Annotated in this window: 20 protein-coding genes; 16 read left to right on the top strand and 4 right to left on the bottom strand. The window is 57.2% G+C overall.

Annotated elements, in window-relative coordinates; translation table 11 throughout:
- Window positions 1-109: 109 nt before the first annotated feature.
- The 14 genes from KZZ06_RS14720 (at window position 110) to KZZ06_RS14655 (ending at window position 13,475) form a co-directional block, all read left to right on the top strand.
- On the top strand, window positions 110-1,759 hold the full coding sequence (locus KZZ06_RS14720; RefSeq protein ID WP_219580874.1) for a CTP synthase: 1,650 nt from the start codon (window positions 110-112) through the stop codon (window positions 1,757-1,759).
- Window positions 1,760-1,780: 21 nt separating this feature from the next.
- Window positions 1,781-2,563 (top strand): 23S rRNA (adenine(2030)-N(6))-methyltransferase RlmJ, encoded by a 783-nt coding sequence (gene rlmJ, locus KZZ06_RS14715; protein WP_219580873.1) that lies wholly within the window; start codon window positions 1,781-1,783, stop codon window positions 2,561-2,563.
- Window positions 2,564-2,572: 9 nt separating this feature from the next.
- On the top strand, window positions 2,573-2,866 hold the full coding sequence (locus KZZ06_RS14710; RefSeq protein WP_219580872.1) for a DUF1330 domain-containing protein: 294 nt from the start codon (window positions 2,573-2,575) through the stop codon (window positions 2,864-2,866).
- Between the two features lie 106 nt (window positions 2,867-2,972).
- On the top strand, window positions 2,973-3,410 hold the full coding sequence (locus KZZ06_RS14705) for a TerB family tellurite resistance protein (protein WP_219580871.1): 438 nt from the start codon (window positions 2,973-2,975) through the stop codon (window positions 3,408-3,410).
- Between the two features lie 37 nt (window positions 3,411-3,447).
- Window positions 3,448-3,888 (top strand): TerB family tellurite resistance protein, encoded by a 441-nt coding sequence (locus KZZ06_RS14700; RefSeq protein ID WP_219580870.1) that lies wholly within the window; start codon window positions 3,448-3,450, stop codon window positions 3,886-3,888.
- 127 nt (window positions 3,889-4,015) lie between these two features.
- Window positions 4,016-4,792 carry an ABC transporter ATP-binding protein gene (locus KZZ06_RS14695; RefSeq protein ID WP_219580869.1) on the top strand — a complete coding sequence of 259 codons (777 nt, stop codon included), beginning with the start codon at window positions 4,016-4,018 and terminating at the stop codon, window positions 4,790-4,792.
- Between the two features lie 30 nt (window positions 4,793-4,822).
- Window positions 4,823-5,557 carry a transporter substrate-binding domain-containing protein gene (locus tag KZZ06_RS14690; protein ID WP_219580868.1) on the top strand — a complete coding sequence of 245 codons (735 nt, stop codon included), beginning with the start codon at window positions 4,823-4,825 and terminating at the stop codon, window positions 5,555-5,557.
- Between the two features lie 172 nt (window positions 5,558-5,729).
- Window positions 5,730-6,536, top strand: a complete 807-nt coding sequence (locus KZZ06_RS14685) for an ABC transporter permease (protein ID WP_257884389.1) — start codon at window positions 5,730-5,732, stop codon at window positions 6,534-6,536.
- Window positions 6,533-7,339 carry an ABC transporter permease gene (locus KZZ06_RS14680; RefSeq protein ID WP_219580867.1) on the top strand — a complete coding sequence of 269 codons (807 nt, stop codon included), beginning with the start codon at window positions 6,533-6,535 and terminating at the stop codon, window positions 7,337-7,339. The genes KZZ06_RS14685 and KZZ06_RS14680 overlap by 4 nt, the downstream gene beginning before the upstream one ends.
- 98 nt (window positions 7,340-7,437) lie before the next feature.
- Complete coding sequence (locus tag KZZ06_RS14675) at window positions 7,438-8,772, top strand: glutamine synthetase family protein (protein WP_219580866.1); 1,335 nt, start codon at window positions 7,438-7,440, stop codon at window positions 8,770-8,772.
- A gap of 10 nt (window positions 8,773-8,782) precedes the next feature.
- On the top strand, window positions 8,783-9,463 hold the full coding sequence (locus KZZ06_RS14670; RefSeq protein WP_219580865.1) for a type 1 glutamine amidotransferase: 681 nt from the start codon (window positions 8,783-8,785) through the stop codon (window positions 9,461-9,463).
- Entirely contained in the window at window positions 9,463-10,821 is a 1,359-nt protein-coding gene (locus KZZ06_RS14665) for a glutamine synthetase family protein (RefSeq protein WP_219580864.1), read from the top strand. The genes KZZ06_RS14670 and KZZ06_RS14665 overlap by 1 nt, the downstream gene beginning before the upstream one ends.
- Window positions 10,822-10,896: 75 nt before the next feature.
- The gene (locus tag KZZ06_RS14660) at window positions 10,897-12,201 is read left to right on the top strand and encodes an FAD-binding oxidoreductase (protein ID WP_219580863.1); all 1,305 of its coding nucleotides are present in this window, start codon (window positions 10,897-10,899) and stop codon (window positions 12,199-12,201) included.
- 95 nt (window positions 12,202-12,296) lie between these two features.
- Window positions 12,297-13,475, top strand: a complete 1,179-nt coding sequence (locus tag KZZ06_RS14655; RefSeq protein WP_219580862.1) for a DegT/DnrJ/EryC1/StrS aminotransferase family protein — start codon at window positions 12,297-12,299, stop codon at window positions 13,473-13,475.
- 137 nt (window positions 13,476-13,612) lie between these two features.
- Here KZZ06_RS14655 and phaR read toward each other — a convergent pair whose 3' ends face one another.
- From phaR to KZZ06_RS14640, 3 genes are all read right to left on the bottom strand, one after another.
- Window positions 13,613-14,191 (bottom strand): polyhydroxyalkanoate synthesis repressor PhaR, encoded by a 579-nt coding sequence (gene phaR, locus KZZ06_RS14650; protein WP_219580861.1) that lies wholly within the window; start codon window positions 14,189-14,191, stop codon window positions 13,613-13,615.
- 140 nt (window positions 14,192-14,331) lie between these two features.
- Window positions 14,332-14,775 carry a phasin, PhaP gene (locus KZZ06_RS14645; protein WP_219580860.1) on the bottom strand — a complete coding sequence of 148 codons (444 nt, stop codon included), beginning with the start codon at window positions 14,773-14,775 and terminating at the stop codon, window positions 14,332-14,334.
- Window positions 14,776-14,916: 141 nt separating this feature from the next.
- Window positions 14,917-16,722, bottom strand: coding sequence for an alpha/beta hydrolase (locus KZZ06_RS14640; protein ID WP_219580859.1), 1,806 nt, complete (start codon window positions 16,720-16,722; stop codon window positions 14,917-14,919).
- Between the two features lie 105 nt (window positions 16,723-16,827).
- On the opposite strand from KZZ06_RS14640, the gene phaZ reads away from it, so the two are divergent.
- Both phaZ and KZZ06_RS14630 read left to right on the top strand, forming a co-directional pair.
- Window positions 16,828-18,123, top strand: coding sequence for a polyhydroxyalkanoate depolymerase (gene phaZ, locus KZZ06_RS14635; protein WP_219580858.1), 1,296 nt, complete (start codon window positions 16,828-16,830; stop codon window positions 18,121-18,123).
- Window positions 18,123-18,707 carry a DUF6151 family protein gene (locus KZZ06_RS14630; protein WP_219580857.1) on the top strand — a complete coding sequence of 195 codons (585 nt, stop codon included), beginning with the start codon at window positions 18,123-18,125 and terminating at the stop codon, window positions 18,705-18,707. Before phaZ ends, KZZ06_RS14630 begins: the two co-directional genes overlap by 1 nt.
- 19 nt (window positions 18,708-18,726) lie before the next feature.
- On the opposite strand, the gene KZZ06_RS14625 is transcribed toward KZZ06_RS14630, so the two are convergent.
- Window positions 18,727-19,446: an alpha/beta fold hydrolase gene (locus tag KZZ06_RS14625; protein WP_219580856.1), complete on the bottom strand. Its 720-nt coding sequence runs from the start codon at window positions 19,444-19,446 to the stop codon at window positions 18,727-18,729.
- Window positions 19,447-19,453: the final 7 nt, after the last annotated feature.

Below are 19,453 nucleotides of genomic sequence, written 5' to 3'. Positions count from 1 at the left end.
TCCACCATAATTCTGTTAGGCTTTAGTCCCGTGGTGCTGCGGTTTTCCGCAGCTCATTTGGCTGGCTTTTGCCACATCAAATTTGAACTTCACGGGGGTCTTCGATCACATGGCACGCTATATTTTCATCACGGGCGGTGTGGTTTCCAGCCTTGGCAAAGGGCTGGCATCAGCCGCCTTGGGCGCATTGCTGCAAGCACGCGGCTTTTCGGTACGCCTGCGCAAGCTTGATCCTTACCTGAACGTTGATCCCGGCACGATGTCGCCGTTTGAACATGGCGAAGTATTCGTGACCGACGACGGCGCAGAGACCGACCTTGATCTGGGCCATTACGAACGTTTCACCGGCGTGGCGGCGCGCAAGACGGATTCGATCAGTTCGGGCCGTGTCTATTCTACAGTCCTCGAGAAAGAGCGCCGCGGCGATTATCTGGGCAAAACCATTCAGGTCATTCCCCACGTCACCAACGAAATCAAAGATTTCTTGCATGTCGGTGATGACGAGGTTGATTTCATGCTCTGCGAGATCGGCGGCACCGTGGGCGACATCGAAGGCTTGCCCTTCTTTGAAGCGATCCGTCAGTTTAGCCATGACAAGCCGCGCGGCCAGTGTATCTTTATGCATCTCACCCTGCTGCCCTATCTGGCCGCCAGCGGAGAGTTGAAGACCAAGCCCACCCAACACTCGGTTAAAGAGCTGCAAAGCATCGGGATCGCGCCGGACATTCTGGTATGCCGGTCCGAACATCCGATCCCCGAAAAAGAGCGCGAAAAGATCGCCCTCTTCTGTAACGTGCGCAAAGACGCCGTTGTGGCAGCCTATGACTTGAAAACCATTTACGATGCGCCGCTTGCCTATCACGCCCAAGGGTTGGATCAGGCCGTGCTGGACGCATTCCAAATCTCGCCTGCGCCCAAGCCTGATTTGACGGTCTGGCGCGATGTATCCGACCGCGTTCACAACCCCGAAGGCGAAGTAACCATCGCCATCGTCGGCAAATACACTCAGCTTGAAGACGCCTATAAATCCATCGCCGAAGCGCTGACCCATGGTGGCATGGCCAACCGCGTCAAGGTCAAGGTCGAATGGGTCGATGCCGAGGTGTTCGACAAGGCCGAAGACGTCGCCCCCTATCTCGAAGGCTATCACGCGATCCTTGTGCCCGGTGGCTTTGGCGAACGCGGCACCGAGGGCAAAATCAAGGCTGCGCAATACGCACGCGAGCACAAGGTTCCCTATCTGGGCATCTGTCTGGGCATGCAAATGGCCGTGATCGAGGCCGCGCGGAATGTTGCAGGTCTGGCCACCGCCGGCTCCGAGGAATTCGATCACGAATCCACCGGCAAAAAGCGTTTTGAACCGGTTGTTTATCACCTCAAGGAATGGGTGCAGGGCAATCACAAGGTCGAACGCAAAGTTGGCGATGACAAAGGCGGCACCATGCGTTTGGGGGCCTATGACGCGACGCTGAAAGAAGGGTCACATGTGGCCAAGATTTACGGCAAAACCTCGATTGATGAGCGCCACCGCCACCGCTACGAGGTCGATACGGCCTACCGTGAAAAGCTTGAGAAAGCCGGTCTGGTGTTTTCGGGCATGTCCCCTGATGGCAAGCTACCCGAGATTGTTGAATGGGCGGATCATCCGTGGTTCATCGGTGTGCAGTTCCACCCCGAGCTCAAGTCCAAGCCGTTCGATCCGCACCCCTTGTTCAAGGATTTTGTCCGCGCGGCCAAAGAGATTTCGCGGCTCGTCTAACCCGATCAAAGGCAGCCCCTCATGCTGAGCTATCAACATATTTACCATGCGGGCAATCTGGCTGATGTGCATAAACACAGCCTGCTTGCGTGGATGTTGGACTATATGACCCGCAAGGAAAAGCCGCTGACCTATATGGAAACCCATGCGGGTCGCGCGCTGTATGATCTGTCGGATACCGCTGCGCTCAAGACTGGCGAGGCCGTGCAGGGTATCGGGCGCGCGCGTGGATGGTTCGGCAAAAATCATCCCTATACCCGCGTGTTGGATGCTGTTGCGCAGGATCACGGGCCGAATTCCTATCCCGGATCGCCGTTGATTGCTGCCAAATTGCTGCGCGAGACTGACAATATCCATCTGGCCGATCTGCATCCGGGTGAATTCAGCGCGCTTGATCTGGCGATGTCGCCCTATAATGTGAAATGCCATCACAGCGACGGGTTTGACATGGCCTTTGCCCTGACGCCGCCCACCCCGCGGCGCGGGATCATGCTGATCGACCCCAGCTTCGAGATCAAGACCGACTACGTTGATATCCCCCGCCACATTGGCAAGCTAGCCAAGGCGTGGAACGTCGGTGTGATCGCCCTTTGGTATCCGATCCTGACGTCGAAACTGCACCAGCCGATGCTCAGCGCGCTGATGGGGGCGCATCCTGATGCACTGCGTCACGAGGTTGGATTCGCCCCTGCCCGTCCGGGCCATGGCATGGTCGGATCGGGGATCTTCGTGATCAATCCGCCCTTCGGCCTGAAAGAAGAAGCCGCTAAGCTGGCCGGGAAATTCAAATCTTTGCCAAGATAAGGAAAAACGATGCCCAAAGGATACTGGATCGCCAATGTCGAAGTGCGTGACGCCGCCGTTTACGATCAATACCGCGCGGCCAATGCGAAACCATTTGCAGATTTCGGTGCCCGGTTTCTGGTGCGTGGTGCCCCAGCCGATGTGCGCGAAGGCACCTCGCGGTCCCGCATCGTCGTGATCGAATTTCCCAGCCTTGCAGATGCCGTCGCTTGTTATGAAAGCGCCGACTATCAAGCCGCCAAAGACATCCGTTCAACCGTGTCAGACGGCACGCTGGTTATCATCGAAGGCTACGACGCTTAGGCGCTGCGTCCTTTATACATCAGTCACATAGCATCGCTGTTTCTTTCGGAACAGATTGCCATAATCAGTGTTAAATACGCTGTAAGAAATCATCTAGTGAGTGCCCATGTTTGAACGCCTGTTCCCACGTCGTAAACCTGACCCAAAACCCCTGCCCCAACCCACGCCGCAGCTGGCTTTGGGGGCGCTTTTGGTGCGCGTGGCCTTTGCCGATAAAAGCTACCAAGTGGCCGAAGTAAGCCAAATCGACCGTATCCTTGCGCGGACGTTCAACCTCAAGCCGCTTGAGGCCGCCAAACTGCGCGCCACCTGCGAAGCGTTGGAACGCCATGCCCCCGGCACCCCCGAATTCGCCACCATCCTACGCGAAGAAGTCCCCTATGCGGACCGCAAGGCGCTTGGCGATGCGATGTGGTCGGTGGCGCTGGCCGATGGCGGACGCGGCGAAAGCGAAGAAATTCAACTGCTTGCCATCGAAACTGCCCTTGGTCTGACGGATCAGGACATGGCAGCGGCCCGCGAAACCGCGCTCAAGGCATTGTGAGCTTGGCCTTTGCGCGCAGCGGCTCTATATCACACCCATGTTTGCAGATTTTCTAAAACGGCTGACACAGCCTGAACCCGCACAAATGCCCGATGCCGATGCGCGTCTGGCTTTGACCGCCCTTTTGGTGCGCATCGCCAAGTCGGATAACGAATACGCCCCGGCCGAAAAGGCCCGCATTGATCAGATCACAGCCAAGCGTTACGGCCTTGATTCTACTGGCGTAAAATCCCTGCGTGCCGACGCAGAACAGCTTGAAGCCGAAGCCCCCGATACCGTCCGTTTCACCCGCGCCATCAAAGACGCAGTGCCCTATGACGCGCGCCTTGGCGTGATCGAGGCGTTGTGGGAAGTCGTGCTGGCTGACGGCACGCGCTCTGACGAAGAAAACGCGCTGTTGCGGTTGGTGACCAACCTTTTGGGCGTGACAGATACCGACAGCGCAATGGCCCGTCAGCGGATCGAAGAGCGCGGCTAATTTAGCCGCATTTCCCCCTTATTACGCCGGGTCAATGCCGTTTATTTAGGCAAAAACCAAGTTCTGGATTGCAAACGCCCCTTAGAATAACCTTTAATCGCTTGAGCCAGCGCAACAAGGATGCCTCGTGACCCAACAGCCCCCTGTGATTGAGATCAGAAACCTACACAAAGCCTATGGCGCTTTGGAGGTGCTGAAAGGTGTGTCGATGACGGCACCCAAGGGGCATGTGATTTCGCTGATCGGGTCGTCGGGGTCTGGTAAATCGACGCTGCTGCGCTGCTGCAATCTGCTTGAGGACAGCCAGCAAGGCGATCTGATCTTTAACGGGGAGCCGGTAACATGGAAGGGCCACGACCATAACCGCCGCCCCGCCGATCCAAAACAGGTGCTGCGCATTCGCACCAATCTGTCGATGGTATTTCAACAGTTCAATCTGTGGGCCCATATGACGATCCTTCAAAACGTGATGGAGGCCCCGCTGACCGTCCTGCGCCGCGATCGCGCCGAGGTCGAAAAATCTGCCCGCGCCTATCTGGACAAGGTCGGCATTGGCGACAAATGCGACGTCTATCCCGCCCAGCTGTCTGGCGGCCAGCAACAGCGTGCGGCCATCGCCCGCGCCCTGTGCATGGAGCCCGAGGCCCTGTTGTTCGACGAACCCACGTCGGCGCTGGACCCCGAGCTGGAGCAAGAAGTTATCAAAGTTATCAAAGATCTGGCAACCGAGGGGCGCACGATGCTGATCGTGACCCATGACATGAAACTGGCCGCTGATGTGTCCGACCATGTCGTGTTCCTGCACCAAGGGCTGATCGAAGAACAAGGGGCACCGGACCAACTGTTCGGTGCACCAAAATCGGAACGTCTGCGTGGATTCCTGTCAGCAGGTCACGTGTCGTAATATCAACAAAAAACGTTGGGAGACTACAAAATGAAGAAACTACTTTTGGCGACAGCCGCCGTCGCGCTGAGCACCGGTTTCGCACTGGCAGACAGCCACGGCAAAACAATCCGCATGGGGACCGAGGGTGCATACCCTCCCTATAACTTCCTCAATGATGCGGGCGAAGTTGACGGTTTCGAGCGCGAAGTCGGCGACGAGCTGTGCGCACGCGCTGAACTGACCTGTGAATGGGTCACAAACGAATGGGACAGCATCATCCCGAACCTGACATCCGGCAACTATGACACGATCATTGCTGGCATGAGCATCACTGATGAGCGTGAAGAAGTCATCGATTTCACACAGAACTACTTCCCGCCAGCGGCCTCGGCCTATGTGGCGAAATCTGAAGGTGCAGACATCGCAGGCGGTGTTGTTGCAGCACAAACCAGCACGATCCAAGCGGGTCATGTTGCCGAATCCGGTGCGACTTTGCTGGAATTCGCGACATATGACGAAACCGTTGCAGCCGTGAACAATGGCGAAGCTGACGCCGTATTCGCTGACAAAGACGCGCTGGCCCCCACCGTCGAAGAATCCGGCGGCGAGCTGGTGTTTGTTGGCGACGACGTGCCATTGGGCGGCGGCATCGGCCTTGGCCTGCGCGAAAGCGACACCGAGCTGAAAGAGAAATTCAACGCCGCGATCCAGTCCATGAAGGACGATGGCAGCCTGAACAAGCTGATCATCAAATGGTTCGGCGAAGGTTCGAAAACCTTCTGATCGCGAACATCTGATCTTAGGGGGGCGGCGTCACACCCGCCCCTTTTCCCATATTCAAGACGCCCATTAAGGGCGCTGCCACCGGGGACATCTCGTTATTTTTGCCTGTACCGATCCTGAAACGCTATCTGGCCTGTCTTGGCTGTTGTGCTACCTGACCACGGGCAAGCATCTGGCGTTCTACGGGGCCTTTGGCACCGTGCTGTTGTTGCTGGCCGTGACGGCCCCTGCGGCAATGATCTTTGGCTTTGGCGGCGCGATGGCCGCGCGGTCGCGGGTGTTGCCGCTGTCATGGCTGGGCCGTGGCTATATCGCCATTGTGCGCGGCGTGCCTGATATTGCATTCTTTCTGTTCTTTGTGATCGCCCTGGATCAGGGCATCGAATACCTGCGTCACAAAATAAAATGCCCCGATTGGGACGAACCGATCCGGCAGGGCAGTGATTTTATTGTCTGTCAGGCGGCTAAAATGCCGCTCGGAAATTCGCCACAATGGATCCACGAAGCCTATGGGTTTTCGCTGGCCGTTCTGACCTTTGCCATCGTGTTCGGTGCCTTTGCCGCCAACGTGCTTTATGGTGCCATGCGCGCCGTCCCCCGTGCCCAGCTTGAAACAGCCGAAGCCTACGGCATGTCGCCCCGCCAGACCTTTTGGCGCGTGTTGGTGCCGCAAATGTGGGTGTATGCCCTGCCCGGTTTGGGCAACCTGTGGATGGTGCTGATCAAGGCCACGCCGCTGTTGTTCCTGCTGGGCGTCGAAGACATCGTCTATTGGGCGCGTGATCTGGGCGGGGCCAAAACGCCGCGCTTTACCGATTATCCGCACCCCGATTGGCGGATGTGGTATTTTCTGGCGCTGCTGGTGTTCTACCTTTGCTTTACGCGCCTGTCTGAAATTGCGCTGGACCGCATCATGCGGCGGCTGACACACGGGCAGGCCACAGCGGGCGGCGAAGCCCAGCGAAAGGCGCTGACATGACCTGCTGGGAAACTGTCCAAGCTTACGGATTGCGGTCGCTTGGCATTGGCGAACGGTTGTTGCCGCGCAGTGATTTTACGCTGTGTGATCAATTCACCCTGATCGGGTCGGGTATGATCTGGAACGTCTATTTCGGGTTCTTCGCGCTGGTCTCGGGCTTTCTGCTGGCGACTGCCCTTGCGGTGGCCAAGGCCAACCCAAACCCGTGGCTGCGCAAACCTGCGGAATGGTTCATCTTCCTTTTCCGTGGCTCGCCGCTGTTTATCCAGTTCTTCTTTGGCTATTTTTTGTTCCTTAGCTTAAAATCTGTGCATCCGTTTTTTGATGCATTCACCTCTGCTTGGCTGGGGGCACTGGTGGTTTTGTTCTTTAACACCTCGGCCTATTCCGCCGAAATCTTCTATGGCGCGCTGCAATCCATCCCCAAGGGCGACACCGAAGCGGCGGACGCTTACGGCCTGTCCGGCTGGCACCGGTTCAAGCGCGTGATCTGGCCCACCATGCTGCGTCTGGCGTGGCCCGCCTATACAAACGAGGCTATTTTCCTGTTTCACGCCACAACTTTGGTGTTCTTCACAGGGTTTCCGGCGCTGCAACAACGTGGCGATGCGCTGTACTACGCCAGCTATTTCGCGGACAAAACATTCAACCCGTTTATCCCCTATCCGATATTGGCGATGTATTTCGTCATGCTGACACTGGTCATTATTGGCGTGTTCGGTCTGATAAATCGCCGCCTGAACAAGCACCTGCCGCAAACGCAAATTCGGAAAATTCGCTTGCGTCCTAATCTGATACGGTAGTATCCATCTTTTGATCAAATTATTTGGCGCGTGGGCGCCGACCCCGGGTTTCGCTACTTGAAGACCCCGTTTCATGCCCGCCGCTTACAAGGTGCGTTATGAAAAATTGGCTCCGTAAACATCCTCAGGTCCGCACAATCCGTGTGGCCGCCGCTGACCTGAACGGTCAGGCCCGCGGTAAACGCATCCCCACGCGTTTCGCGGATAAAATCGTCGAGGATGGCACACGTTTCCCCGTGTCTGTCCTGAACCTTGATATCTGGGGCGAAGACATCGACGACAGCCCGCTGGTGTTTGAATCCGGCGATGCCGACGGGGTGTTATTCCCCACCGAACGGGGCTTTCTGCCGATGCCATGGCTTGATTCCCCCTCGGCCCTTTTGCCGATCTGGATGTTCCGCGAGGATGGCACGCCCTACCCCGGCGATCCGCGCCATGCGCTGCGCGCCGTCTTGGACCGTTTCAAGGATCGCGGCCTGACGCCCGTTTGCGCAGTCGAGCTTGAGTTTTTTCTGATCGACGATTCGGGCCGCAAGCTGCAGGTTCCTGTCTCGCCACGATCGGGCAAACGGCGGAAAGCGGCGGAAACCCTGTCGATCCGTGCGCTGGACCAGTTCGATGAATTCTTTACCGACCTCTATGACGCCTGCGAAGAAATGGACATTCCCGCAGATACCGCCATCTCAGAGGCCGGATTGGGCCAGTTCGAGATCAACCTGATGCATTGCGACGACGCCCTGCGCGCCGCCGATGATGCATGGTTCTTCAAGATGTTGGTCAAGGGCCTTGCCCGCCGCCACGGTTTTGCCGCCAGCTTTATGGCGAAACCCTATGAGGATTACCCCGGTTCCGGCCTGCACACGCATTTTTCGGTGCTGGATAAAAACGGCAACAACGTCTTTGACGATGGTGGCCCTGACGGGACAGCGATCATGCGCCACGCCATTGCAGGCTGCATGAATGCGATGGCCGGCTCTGCGTTGATTTTCGCGCCCCACGCCAACAGCTTTGACCGGATGGTGCCGGGTGCCCACGCCCCGACGGGTATTTCCTGGGCCTATGAAAACCGCACCTCGTCGATCCGTGTACCATCCGGCAGCCACAAGGCGCGGCGGATTGAACACCGTGTATCGGGCGGCGATGTGAACCCCTATCTGATGCTGGCAGCCGTCTTGGGTGCGGCGATGAACGGAATCGAAGACGCGATTGACCCGCCCCCCCCGATTACCGGCAACGCCTATGCCGCCGATCTGCCGCAAATCCCCGACGACTGGAAAACCGCGATTGATGCGTTCGAAGCCTCCCCCGAGGTGGCGCGTATTTTCGCCCCCGAACTGATCCGCAATTTTGTTCTGACGAAACGCCAAGAGCTGCATTACATGCAAGAGCTTACCCCACAGGAACAGGTCGAGATCTATCTCGAGACCGTATAAGGGCACCGTGATGAAAATAGGCATACTTCAAACCGGCCATTCCCCCGACAACATGAAAGACCAGTTGGGCGATTACGGCGAGATGTTCACCAAACTGCTGGGCGGGCATGATTTCGACTTTCAGATCTGGTCGGTTGTGGACGGTGAATTCCCCGCCTCGGCGGTGGATGCCGACGCATGGCTGATCACCGGATCCAAGTTCGGTGCCTACGAAGATCACGACTGGATCCCGCAACTGGAACAGTTGATCCTGGCCATTCGCGAAACGGGACGACCCTTGGTTGGCATTTGCTTTGGCCACCAAATCATCGCCCAAGCGCTTGGCGGTAAGGTCGAAAAATTCGGCGGCGGCTGGTCGGTCGGGCGCACGGAATATACCGTTAACGGACAACCGATGGCGCTGAACGCATGGCATCAGGATCAGGTCACTGCCCTGCCCAAAGGGGCCAAAGTCGTCGGGTCATCGAATTTTTGTGCCAATGCTGCACTGCTGTATGATGATCAGATTTGGACGATCCAACCCCATCCCGAATTCAGCGCCGATTTCATCGACGGGCTGATCCGCACCCGCGGCAAAGGCGTCGTGCCTGACGATCAACTTGCCGCGGCCACCACGCGGCTGGATGCCCCTACCAACAACGCTGATATTGCGGCTTATATTGCCGATTTCTTCAAGAAAGAGAGACCCTAATGTCCGACTGGATTGACGACCTGCCCGAAGCCGCCCGAGATTACCTGTCAGGTAAACGACTGGATGAAGTCGAATGCATCATCCCCGATCTGCCCGGCATCGCCCGAGGCAAAGCCGTGCCCGCCAAGAAATTCGAGCGTCAGGAATATTTCCACCTGCCCGACAGCATCTTTTACCAGACCATCACTGGTGAATGGGGCGAAGCAGCGGGTGCCGACGGGTTCATCGAAAAAGACATGATCCTGCGGCCCGATATGGCAACAGCCACCGCCGCCCCCTGGACGGCGGACTGGACGCTTCAGGTGATCCACGACGCCTATGATCGCGATGGCGAGCCGGTGCAATATTCCCCACGCAACGTGTTGAAACGCGTCGTCGAACTGTATCGTCAGCAAGGGTGGGAACCTGTTGTAGCACCGGAAATGGAATTCTATCTGGTCGCGCGCAATCTGGACCCGGCCCATGCGATCAAGCCGATGATGGGCCGTTCTGGTCGACCCGCCGCCGCACGCCAAGCCTATTCGATGACCGCCGTGGATGAATTTGGCCCGGTGATCGACGACATCTATGATTTTGCCGAAGCCCAAGGGTTCGAGATCGACGGCATCACCCAAGAAGGCGGAGCAGGACAGCTAGAGATCAACCTGATCCATGGTGATCCCGTCCGGCTGGCGGACGAAGTGTTCTATTTCAAACGTCTGATCCGCGAAGCCGCCCTGCGCCACGATTGCTATGCCACCTTTATGGCCAAACCGATCGAGGACGAGCCCGGCAGCGCCATGCATATGCACCATTCGGTGCTTGATATTGAAACCGGCCAGAACATCTTTTCCGACGCAGAAGGCGGAGAAACCGACGCGTTTTTCCACTTTATCGCTGGTATGCAAAACCATATGCCCGACGCGCTGGCCGTGTTGGCCCCTTATGTGAACAGCTATCGCCGCTACGTCAAAGACCACGCAGCACCAATCAATCTGGAATGGGGCCGCGACAACCGCACCACGGGCATTCGTGTGCCCCTGTCCAAGCCGAATTCGCGCCGGGTTGAAAACCGGTTGGCCGGGATGGATTGTAACCCCTATCTGGGCATCGCCGCATCGCTTGCATGTGGCTATCTGGGCCTGATGGACAAGAAAAAGCCCAAGCCCGAATTCAAGGGCGACGCCTATGAAGGCGAGGGTGACATCCCCCAAGTTCTGGGATCCGCGCTGGATTTGTTCGAGGAAGCCACCAGTCTGCACGATGTTCTGGGCCCCGATTTCGCCCGGGTTTATGCCATCGTCAAACGCGCTGAATATGATGAGTTCCTGCAGGTTATCTCGCCTTGGGAACGCGAGCACCTATTGATGAACGTTTGATCCAGCAGCCGATCGCGGATGCCTTCGGCGAGGATTTAAAACCATTTGGAAGCCGGGACAGGAGCCCTTTTTGCGATGAACCTGCTTTATGCAAATGACGAAAAAGGTGCTTATCCGCGCAGCTGGTACGCCGCAACGGCCACCCCGACCGAGAGTTTCGCCCCCCTCAAAGGTGACATAAAGGCAGATGTTTGCGTGGTCGGGGGCGGTTATACTGGCCTGTCTGCAGCGCTGCATCTGGCCCAGGCGGGCCGCGATGTTGTGTTGCTTGATGCGCAGCGGGTGGGGTTTGGTGCGTCTGGACGTAACGGCGGCCAGTTGGGTGGTGGTCAGCGGGTCGAACAGGATGGGTTGGAAAAGATGCTGGGCGTGGATCACGCGCGCAGGCTGTGGGATTTGGGCGAAGATGCAAAAGCATTGGTCAAAAGCCTGATTGCCGAGCACGAGATTGACTGCCACCTGAAACCGGGCGTCGCCTGGACCGCATCCTCGGCCGGTGATCTGCGCCATTTGCACGACTATGCCCGCCATCTGCAAAGCCGCTATGGCTATGACCAGATCGAGGTGCTGGACCACGACGCCCTGCAGTCGGTATGCCCCTCGCCCGATTACAAGGGCGGTATCCTTGATATGGGTGCCGCACATCTGCACCCTCTCAACCTTGCACTGGGGTTGGCACGTGCCGCGCAAAAGGCCGGCGTTCGGATCTACGAAGGTTCTGCCGTGCACAACATCCAAGAAGGCGCGAAGGTTGTTGTTCAAACCGACGGCGGGCGTGTCACAGCCGGTCATGCCGTGCTGGCCTGCAACGGGTATATGGGCGGATTGAACCGCAAGGTTGCCGCGCGCGTGATGCCGATCAACAACTTTATCGTGGCCACTGAACCCTTGGGCGACCGCATCCGCGATGTGCTGCCCCGCGACGTTGCCGTGGCCGACAGCCGATTTGTCGTTAATTATTTCAGGCTCAGCCACGATGGGCGGCTCTTGTTTGGCGGTGGTGAAAGCTATGGTTACAAGTTCCCGCGCGACATTGCCGCCAAGGTGCGTGCCCCCATGTCCGTCGTGTTTCCCCAGCTCAAAGACGTGGCGATAGATTACGCGTGGGGCGGCACCCTTGCCATCACCATGAAACGTCTGCCCTATCTTGCCCGCGTCGCATCCAACATCCTGTCGGCATCGGGATACTCCGGTCACGGTGTCGGCACTGCCACCCACGCAGGGCAACTGATGGCCCGCGCGATTATCGGCGACAGTGACGGGTTTGATGTGATGCGCAGCATCCCCACCAACCCCTTTCCCGGCGGCGCGGCGATGCGCACACCTTTGCTGGCCCTCGCGATGAGTTGGTACAGCCTGCGCGACAGGCTCGGAGTGTAGTCACAAATATTTAACGTTTCACGCGCCTGAAATAGCTTGGCGATTGCGAAGGCTTGTTTTACCATTCTGAAAACCAATATTCAGGATTTTGAAATATGTCCCTGCCAGATATGCACCGCGCCGAAGCGATCCCAGACGCGGCCCGCGCCGAGATTGAGCGGCTTTTGCAAAGCGGCGACCTGTTTCGCTATACGGCTGCCAGCGATGCCCCTGTCTCCCTGCTCGAGGCCGAATTCGCCCAGATGATGGGCAGCCGCTACGCCCTTGCGGTGTCTTCCTGCTCGGCTGCACTATTCCTGTCGCTCATGGCGCTGGACCTGCCAAAAGACGCACGCGTGTTGATCCCCGGGTTTACCTTTGCAGCGGTGCCATCCTCTGTGATCCACGCCAACTGCCAGCCGGTACTCTGTGAGGTCGGTGATAACTACCGTATCGATATCAATGACTTCGAGGCCAAGCTGCCCACCGTTGATGCCGTTATTATCAGCCATATGCGCGGCCATACCTCTGACATGGATGCCATTATGGCCCTGTGTGACGCGGCAAACATCCCTGTCATCGAAGACGCGGCGCATTCGCTTGGCACGCTTTGGCACGGCAAGAAAATTGGCACGATTGGCAAAATCGGTTGCTTTTCCTTCCAATCCTACAAGATGATCAATGCCGGTGAAGGCGGGATCATGATTACCGATGATGCCGACCTGATCGCCCGCGCAATCATCATGTCTGGTGCCTATGAACATAACTGGAAGAAACACCCCAGCATCGCTGACGCCTGTGCCCGCTGGCAAAACAAACTGCCCCTGTACAACTTGCGCCTGGGCAACCTGTCCGCCGCGCTCGTACGCCCGCAATTGGCTGAACTGCCCCGCCGCGTCGCCGATGGGCTGCGCAACCACGATTATGTCGCCGCCAAACTGAACGCATCGCCGTATATCAATGTCCCTGCCCCACTGGCCGCAGAAACCCGCGCACCGGATTCAATCCAGTTTAATATGGCAGGGCTAGACGATGAGGCGACCCGTGCTTTTGCCGACGCCAGTGCCGCCGCAGGGGTCAAGGTTCAAGTCTTCGGCCAAAGCACCGACAACGCCCGCGCATTCTGGAACTGGCAATTTATCGAAAACCTGCCTGACCTGCCGCAAACCCGCAAAATGCTGATGACCGCCTGCGATGTGCGCCTGCCCGTGCACCTTGAACTCAGCGATCTTGATGCCGTAATCAACGTGCTGCTCGGCGCGGTTCAGGCCGCCACAGGTACCAAGGCCGCTTAACCCAGCCCCTTCATTTTGCCAGATAAACTCCCGCCGGAGGCATCCGACACATGCGAAAAAGCCCACCCAGTAAACGGGGTGGGCTCGGGCATCATCTGGATCACATAAAACAATCGCACGTCAGTGCGGCCGCTGGATCACTTGAGCTTGGAAAGCTTGTCCTGCAATTCGGCCAATTGCTGCTTGATCGCGTCCAGACTCTCGTCTTGTTTTTTGTCGGACTTATCCGCTTTCGCCGCTGTCTCGGCCTCGGGCTTGGTCATGCCCGGCCAGGCGGCGGGCATATTTCCCGTCATGGCTTTCATGAATGCTTCTTGCTGGGCTTGCATCACATCAAACCCCGGCATTTTCGACATCGGGTTGATGGTGTTCATGTTCTCTAACACCCGCGACTGGCCGTCGCGCAGCATATCAAAGGACGCTTTCAAAAACTGTGGCACAACGCTTGCACCCGGTGACATATAGCTGCGCACCAGATCGTTCAGCACATCAACCGGCAAAACCGATTCACCGCGGCTTTCGTGATCTGCAATGATCTGCAAAAGATATTGACGGGTCAGATCGTCGCCGGATTTCAAATCCATAATCTGAACTTCGCGCCCATCCCGAATAAACCCCGAGATATCCTCAAGCGTAACGTAGTCGCTTGTTTCGGTATTATATAGTCGCCGGCTGGCGTAACGCTTGATCAGCAGAGGCTTGTCTGTGTCGGCCACGATGGATCCCTCCCAAATTTCGCGCTGCATCGCAGCTTAGGGGAGCGCGATTCAAAAAGAAAGAGCCTCCCAACAAAGAAAGGGCAGACTTTTTCAAGCCTGCCCTATCACTCATGAAAACGTCTTTGCCTTGCGGCGAATTATTTTGCTGTCGCTTTTTTCGTGGCTTTTGTTGCTTCAGCTGTCGCCTTTTGAACGGCTGCTGTTGCTTCTGCGGACATGTCTTTGCCCGCGGCCATCATCAGTTCAACTGTATCCGCTTGAACGGATTTTGCGATTTCGGCGAATGCGGCCATGTGCTCGGCTGCGACTTCGGCAGATGCAGATGTGAAATCTGTCATTGCTTTTGCATAGTCAGCAGGCTCGGACTTGGCTTTGGACATTTCTGCCAGCTTGGACAGTGTTTCTTTTTGCCATTTGCTGGAAATCTCGGCGGATTTCTCGGCGGCTGTCAGCGCAACGCCGGACAGTTTTTCGTTCAGAGTGGCTGTTGTTTTGAACGCGTCGTTCAGCGCAGTTGTATCAACTGGGAATGCGCCCATAACGTCTTTCATCATGGCGGCGATATCAGGTGTCTTTGTCATAGTCTTTTCCTCTTTCAGTTGAGAGCGGCAACAGCCTGCTCGTTCTGGTATAAGGGATATCTATATGCTGCGGCGCGGCATTTCAAGTATATTCTGCACTGCAGCATACGAAAGTTGACCTAGGGGAAAAGAGCAATCGGATCAGCCTCTTGCTTTGCGTGTCACATAGGTTCCGGGCGCATCGCACAAAATTTCTTGGCCCTCCGCCCCCGGAATACGCGCCTCGACCAACCCGCCCGAGTGATTCTCAAGCCAGCTTCCCCAGCGGGGCCACCACGAGCCTTTGTGAAACGCTGCCCCCGCCAGCCAGTCTTTGTAATCCAGTGACATGTCATCATTGGTATAGTGACCGTATTTACCTTTGCTGGGCGGATTTACGATGCCTGCAATATGGCCCGACTGGGTCATGATAAACGTTTTGTCTTTGCTCCCCATCTGCTGAATGCCGCGATAGCTGTCTTTCCACGGCGCGATGTGGTCGGTCTCGCAGCCGATGGCGATCAGCGGCACCTCGATATCGCCCAGCTCAAGGTGATGCCCCATCAGGTCAAACCCGCCCTCGGCCAGTTTGTTTTGCTGGCAAAGCCCGCGCAGATATTCCATCGCCATACGTTCCGGCAGGTTCGCCCCGTCCCCGTTCCAATACAGCAGGTCAAACGCAGGCGGCGTATCGCCCAGCATATAGCTTTTGATCGCAGGGCCATACACCAGATCGTTTGACCGCAGAAACGAGAACGTCCGCGCCATGATGGACGACGGCAATATCCCTTTGTCCTTGGTTTCGGCTTCGATCCCATCGATAAAATCATCCGTCAGGAAGGGCTGGAATTCACCCTGATCCGAAAAATCTGTCAGCGCGGTAAAGAACGTCGCCGATCGCACCGATGTGTCGCCGCGCTGCTTCAGCAAGGACAGCGTCAGCGAAAGCGTGGTGCCCGCAATGCAATAGCCCACCGCGTTGACCTGATCCTGACCGGTGATCTTTTTGACCTCTTCGATGGCCGCAACAAACCCGTCTTCGATATAGTCGCCCATGCCAACGTCGCGATAGGTGTTGTCGGGGTTGACCCACGACACCATGAACAGGCTGTGCCCCTGATCCACAATCCATTTCACCAGACTGTTCTGTTCTTTCAGGTCCAGAATGTAGAATTTGTTGATCCACGGCGGAAAGATCACGATCGGCGTTTCATGTACCTTTTCGGTGGTGGGGGTGTATTGGATCAGCTCGAACATGCGGTTGCGAAACACCACCTTGCCCGGTGACGTGGCTATATTGCGGCCCAGCTCGAACGCGGATTCATCCGCAAGCCGCACGATCATTTCGCCGTTGTTGGCCTCAAGGTCCGAAATCAGGTTTTCCAGCCCCTTGATCAGGCTTTCGCCTTCGGTGGCAACCGCACGTTCCAGCGCATCAGGGTTGGTCGCCAGAAAATTTGTCGGGCTCATCAGGTCGATGATCTGGCGGCTGAAATATTCCAACCGCTGCTTTTCGCGCGGTGCAAGGTCGGACACATCGGCAATCGCTTGGTGCAGGGTTTCCGCGTTGATCAAATACTGCTGTTTCACATAGTTGAAATAGGGGTGGCTTTCCCACAGCGGGTTGGCAAAGCGCCGGTCTTTGGGCGTGGTATCGGCGGGCGCTTCCAGCTTGCCCTTTGCCAGCGCCTTTTGGGCCTCGACAAAATGCGAGACGGATTTCGTCCAGAATGACACCTGTTGCTCGATCAGCTTGGCTGGGTTGTGCACCGCCTCGGTCCAATAGGATTGCGCGGCCTTGGCGAACAGCTCTTGATTCGGCCCGTCTAGGGCGGCTTGGTGCCCTTCCCGGTTCACCATAATCTGTGACAGCCGAGCCCCCAATGCTTCAACTTTATTCATATTCTCTGTCATCCGCGCCAGCGCAGCGGCATCGGGTTCCAAGGGCTCATTCGTTTTTGTTGTCATCTTAACGGTTCCTCCCTATGTTTGCACTTGCAGCATCGCGCCGCCCTATCTGGGAGGGGACCGGCGGAGTGCCCAAGCACAGGGCCAACCAACAGGAGACCCCTCATGAAGTATATGGCATCTTACGATTTAATGGAAACAATGCGTAACACCAATCAATGGCTTGGTGCGACGGCGCAGGCATTTGCATCGTATCCCGTATTTTCCGCCTTCCCCAATCCCGCGATGGATTGGATGGCCGCTTGGGGCGAAGTCACCGAACGCAGCTTTGCGCGCATGGTTGCCAAACCCGATTGGAACCTGCCCGCCGTTGTCGGCGAAGACGAGGCCGACCACCCCGTTTCCATCGAAAAAGAGATCAAAGGCGCGTTTGGCGACCTGCTGCATTTCGTAGTGCAGAACCGCGAAGCGCCAAAACGCAAAGTGCTGCTGGTCGCGCCTATGTCGGGCCACTATGCCACCTTGCTGCGGTCGACCGTGATCAGCCTGATCCCCGACACAGATTTGTATATCACCGATTGGCATAATGCCCGCGAAATTCCCGTCAGCGCGGGCAAGTTCGACGTCGAGGATTACACCCTGCATCTGGTTGAATACATGCGCCATCTTGGCCCCGACGTGCATGTTATTGCCGTGTGCCAACCTGCCCCGCTGGCCCTTGCCGCCACCGCCTATCTGGCCGAGGAAGACCCAAGCGCGCAGCCCAGTTCCCTAACCCTGATCGGCGGTCCGATTGACCCCGATGCCGCCCCGACCGAGGTCACCGATTTTGGCGACCGTGTACACATGGGCCATTTGCAGGAAATGTCGATCCAGCAGGTCGGCTTTAAATACCCCGGCGTTGGCCGCAAGGTATATCCGGGGCTGTTGCAGCTGAATTCCTTCATCTCGATGAACAGCGAAACCCATGCCAAAGCATTCAGTGACCAGATCACGCGCGTTGTCCAAGGCGAGGCTGGCGATCACGACAAACACAACAAATTCTATGACGAATATCTGGCCGTCATGGACATGCCCGCCGAATTCTATCTCTCCACGGTCGAGCGGATCTTTAAAAACAACGAAATCGGCAAGAACAACTTTACCATTGCGGGTAAAAAGGTCGACATCGGCAAGATCACAACCGTCGCTGTCAAAACCGTCGAAGGGACCAAGGATGACATTTCGGCCCCCGGCCAATGTGTCGCCGCTCTTGGTCTGTGCACCGGCCTGCCTGACAGTAAAAAGGCCAGCCATCTAGAAGACGGCGCAGGTCACTATGGTATCTTTGCGGGCAAAAGCTGGCGCAACAATATCCGCCCGCTGGTGCTGCAATTCATTGATGCAAACCCACGCAACGCGGAAAAGCCCCAGGCAAAGGCAAAAACCAAGAAGCCGGCCAACGATAACGCAGCGGCGTGATGTTCAAAAAGCCGAAAGATGTCGCCTTTCGCTGTGCCTGTGGCACCGTGACCGGAACATTGCTTGGCGCGTCACCCGCTGTCGGCAACCATCTTGAATGTTTCTGCAAGGATTGCCGCGCAGCCGAGGTGTTTTCGGGCCAACCCGACACCACCTCTGTCGCCATGTTCCAGACCACCCCGGACCGGATCAAATTCGATCAGGGTCTTGACCAGCTGGCGGTGTTTTCCTTTGGTGAAAAGAATATACTGCGCTGGCACGCCACATGTTGCGGGTCTGTGATTGGCAACACTTTGCGCAATCCCAAGATCGCATTTTCCAGCATCCGCACCTCGGTGCTGGTCGACACCGATGCCATTGGCCCGGTCACGACCAAGGCGTTTTTGCAGCAGCCCGGCGAAAAGCCCCGACACAAAGGCATGTCGCGTTTCGTCTGGGGTGTGTTGAGCCGCGGAATTGCAGCACGCATGACAGGCCGTTGGAAAGACACGGCATTTTTCGACGCCGACACACTTGCGCCCATCCGCGAAGTCCATGTTGTGCCAAAGGCCAAGCGCAGCGAAATTGGTGCCCGGCTGCGCTAAGCCGCCTGCCGTCGCGCCGCTAACGCGCCATTGCCGGCGCGGCAGACATCTGCATCCACTGGATCAGCGCGTCGGTCACGGCCTGAGGCTGCTCTAACGTTGGCACATGCCCTGCCCCTTCGATCACCCGCAAAAACCCGGTGGGGATCAGTTCGGCCATAAAGCTGTGGCGCTTGACGGTGTTGATCGTGTCCGCCTCTCCGCACATCACAAGGGTCGGGCACCGCAGCTTGCGCAAGACCGCCTGTTGATCGCGGGCACGTTGCAACGCACGGGCCTGTTTCAGATAGACCTCGACCCCCAGCGTGTCGGCCATATCCAGCAAAATCTCCATCACCGCCGCGCGGTTTGGCCCTTGGGCAAGGGCCGCCAGCGGTATTTCCGACCGCATCACATCTTCCAAACGCCCCGACTTGGCCTTGACGATCAGCAGTTCGCGCATGGCCGATGCTTGGGGTGTGCCTGCCAGCGGGCTGGTGTCCATCAGCGCCAGACGCGTGACACGGTTCGGTGCGCGCCGCACGATCTCCAGCGCGACCATGCCGCCCAGCCCCAGCCCTGTCAGCGCAAATTTCATCGGTAGAATATCCAGCAAACCCGATGCGATTTCATCGATCCGTTCCCCTTGGGTGATGGGGGCCACGGTCACAGCTGTCGTCGCAGAGAGTTCCGCAATCTGTGGCCAGAACACCCGAGCGTCACACATCAGCCCCGGCAAAAAAACAAGCGGTTCAGCCATATTTCAT

The sequence above is a fragment of the Sulfitobacter sp. CW3 genome (genome assembly GCF_019392245.1).
Taxonomy (GTDB): domain Bacteria; phylum Pseudomonadota; class Alphaproteobacteria; order Rhodobacterales; family Rhodobacteraceae; genus Sulfitobacter.
The sequence above is the reverse complement of the archived record's forward strand: the minus strand, read 5'-3'. Positions and strand labels throughout refer to the sequence as shown.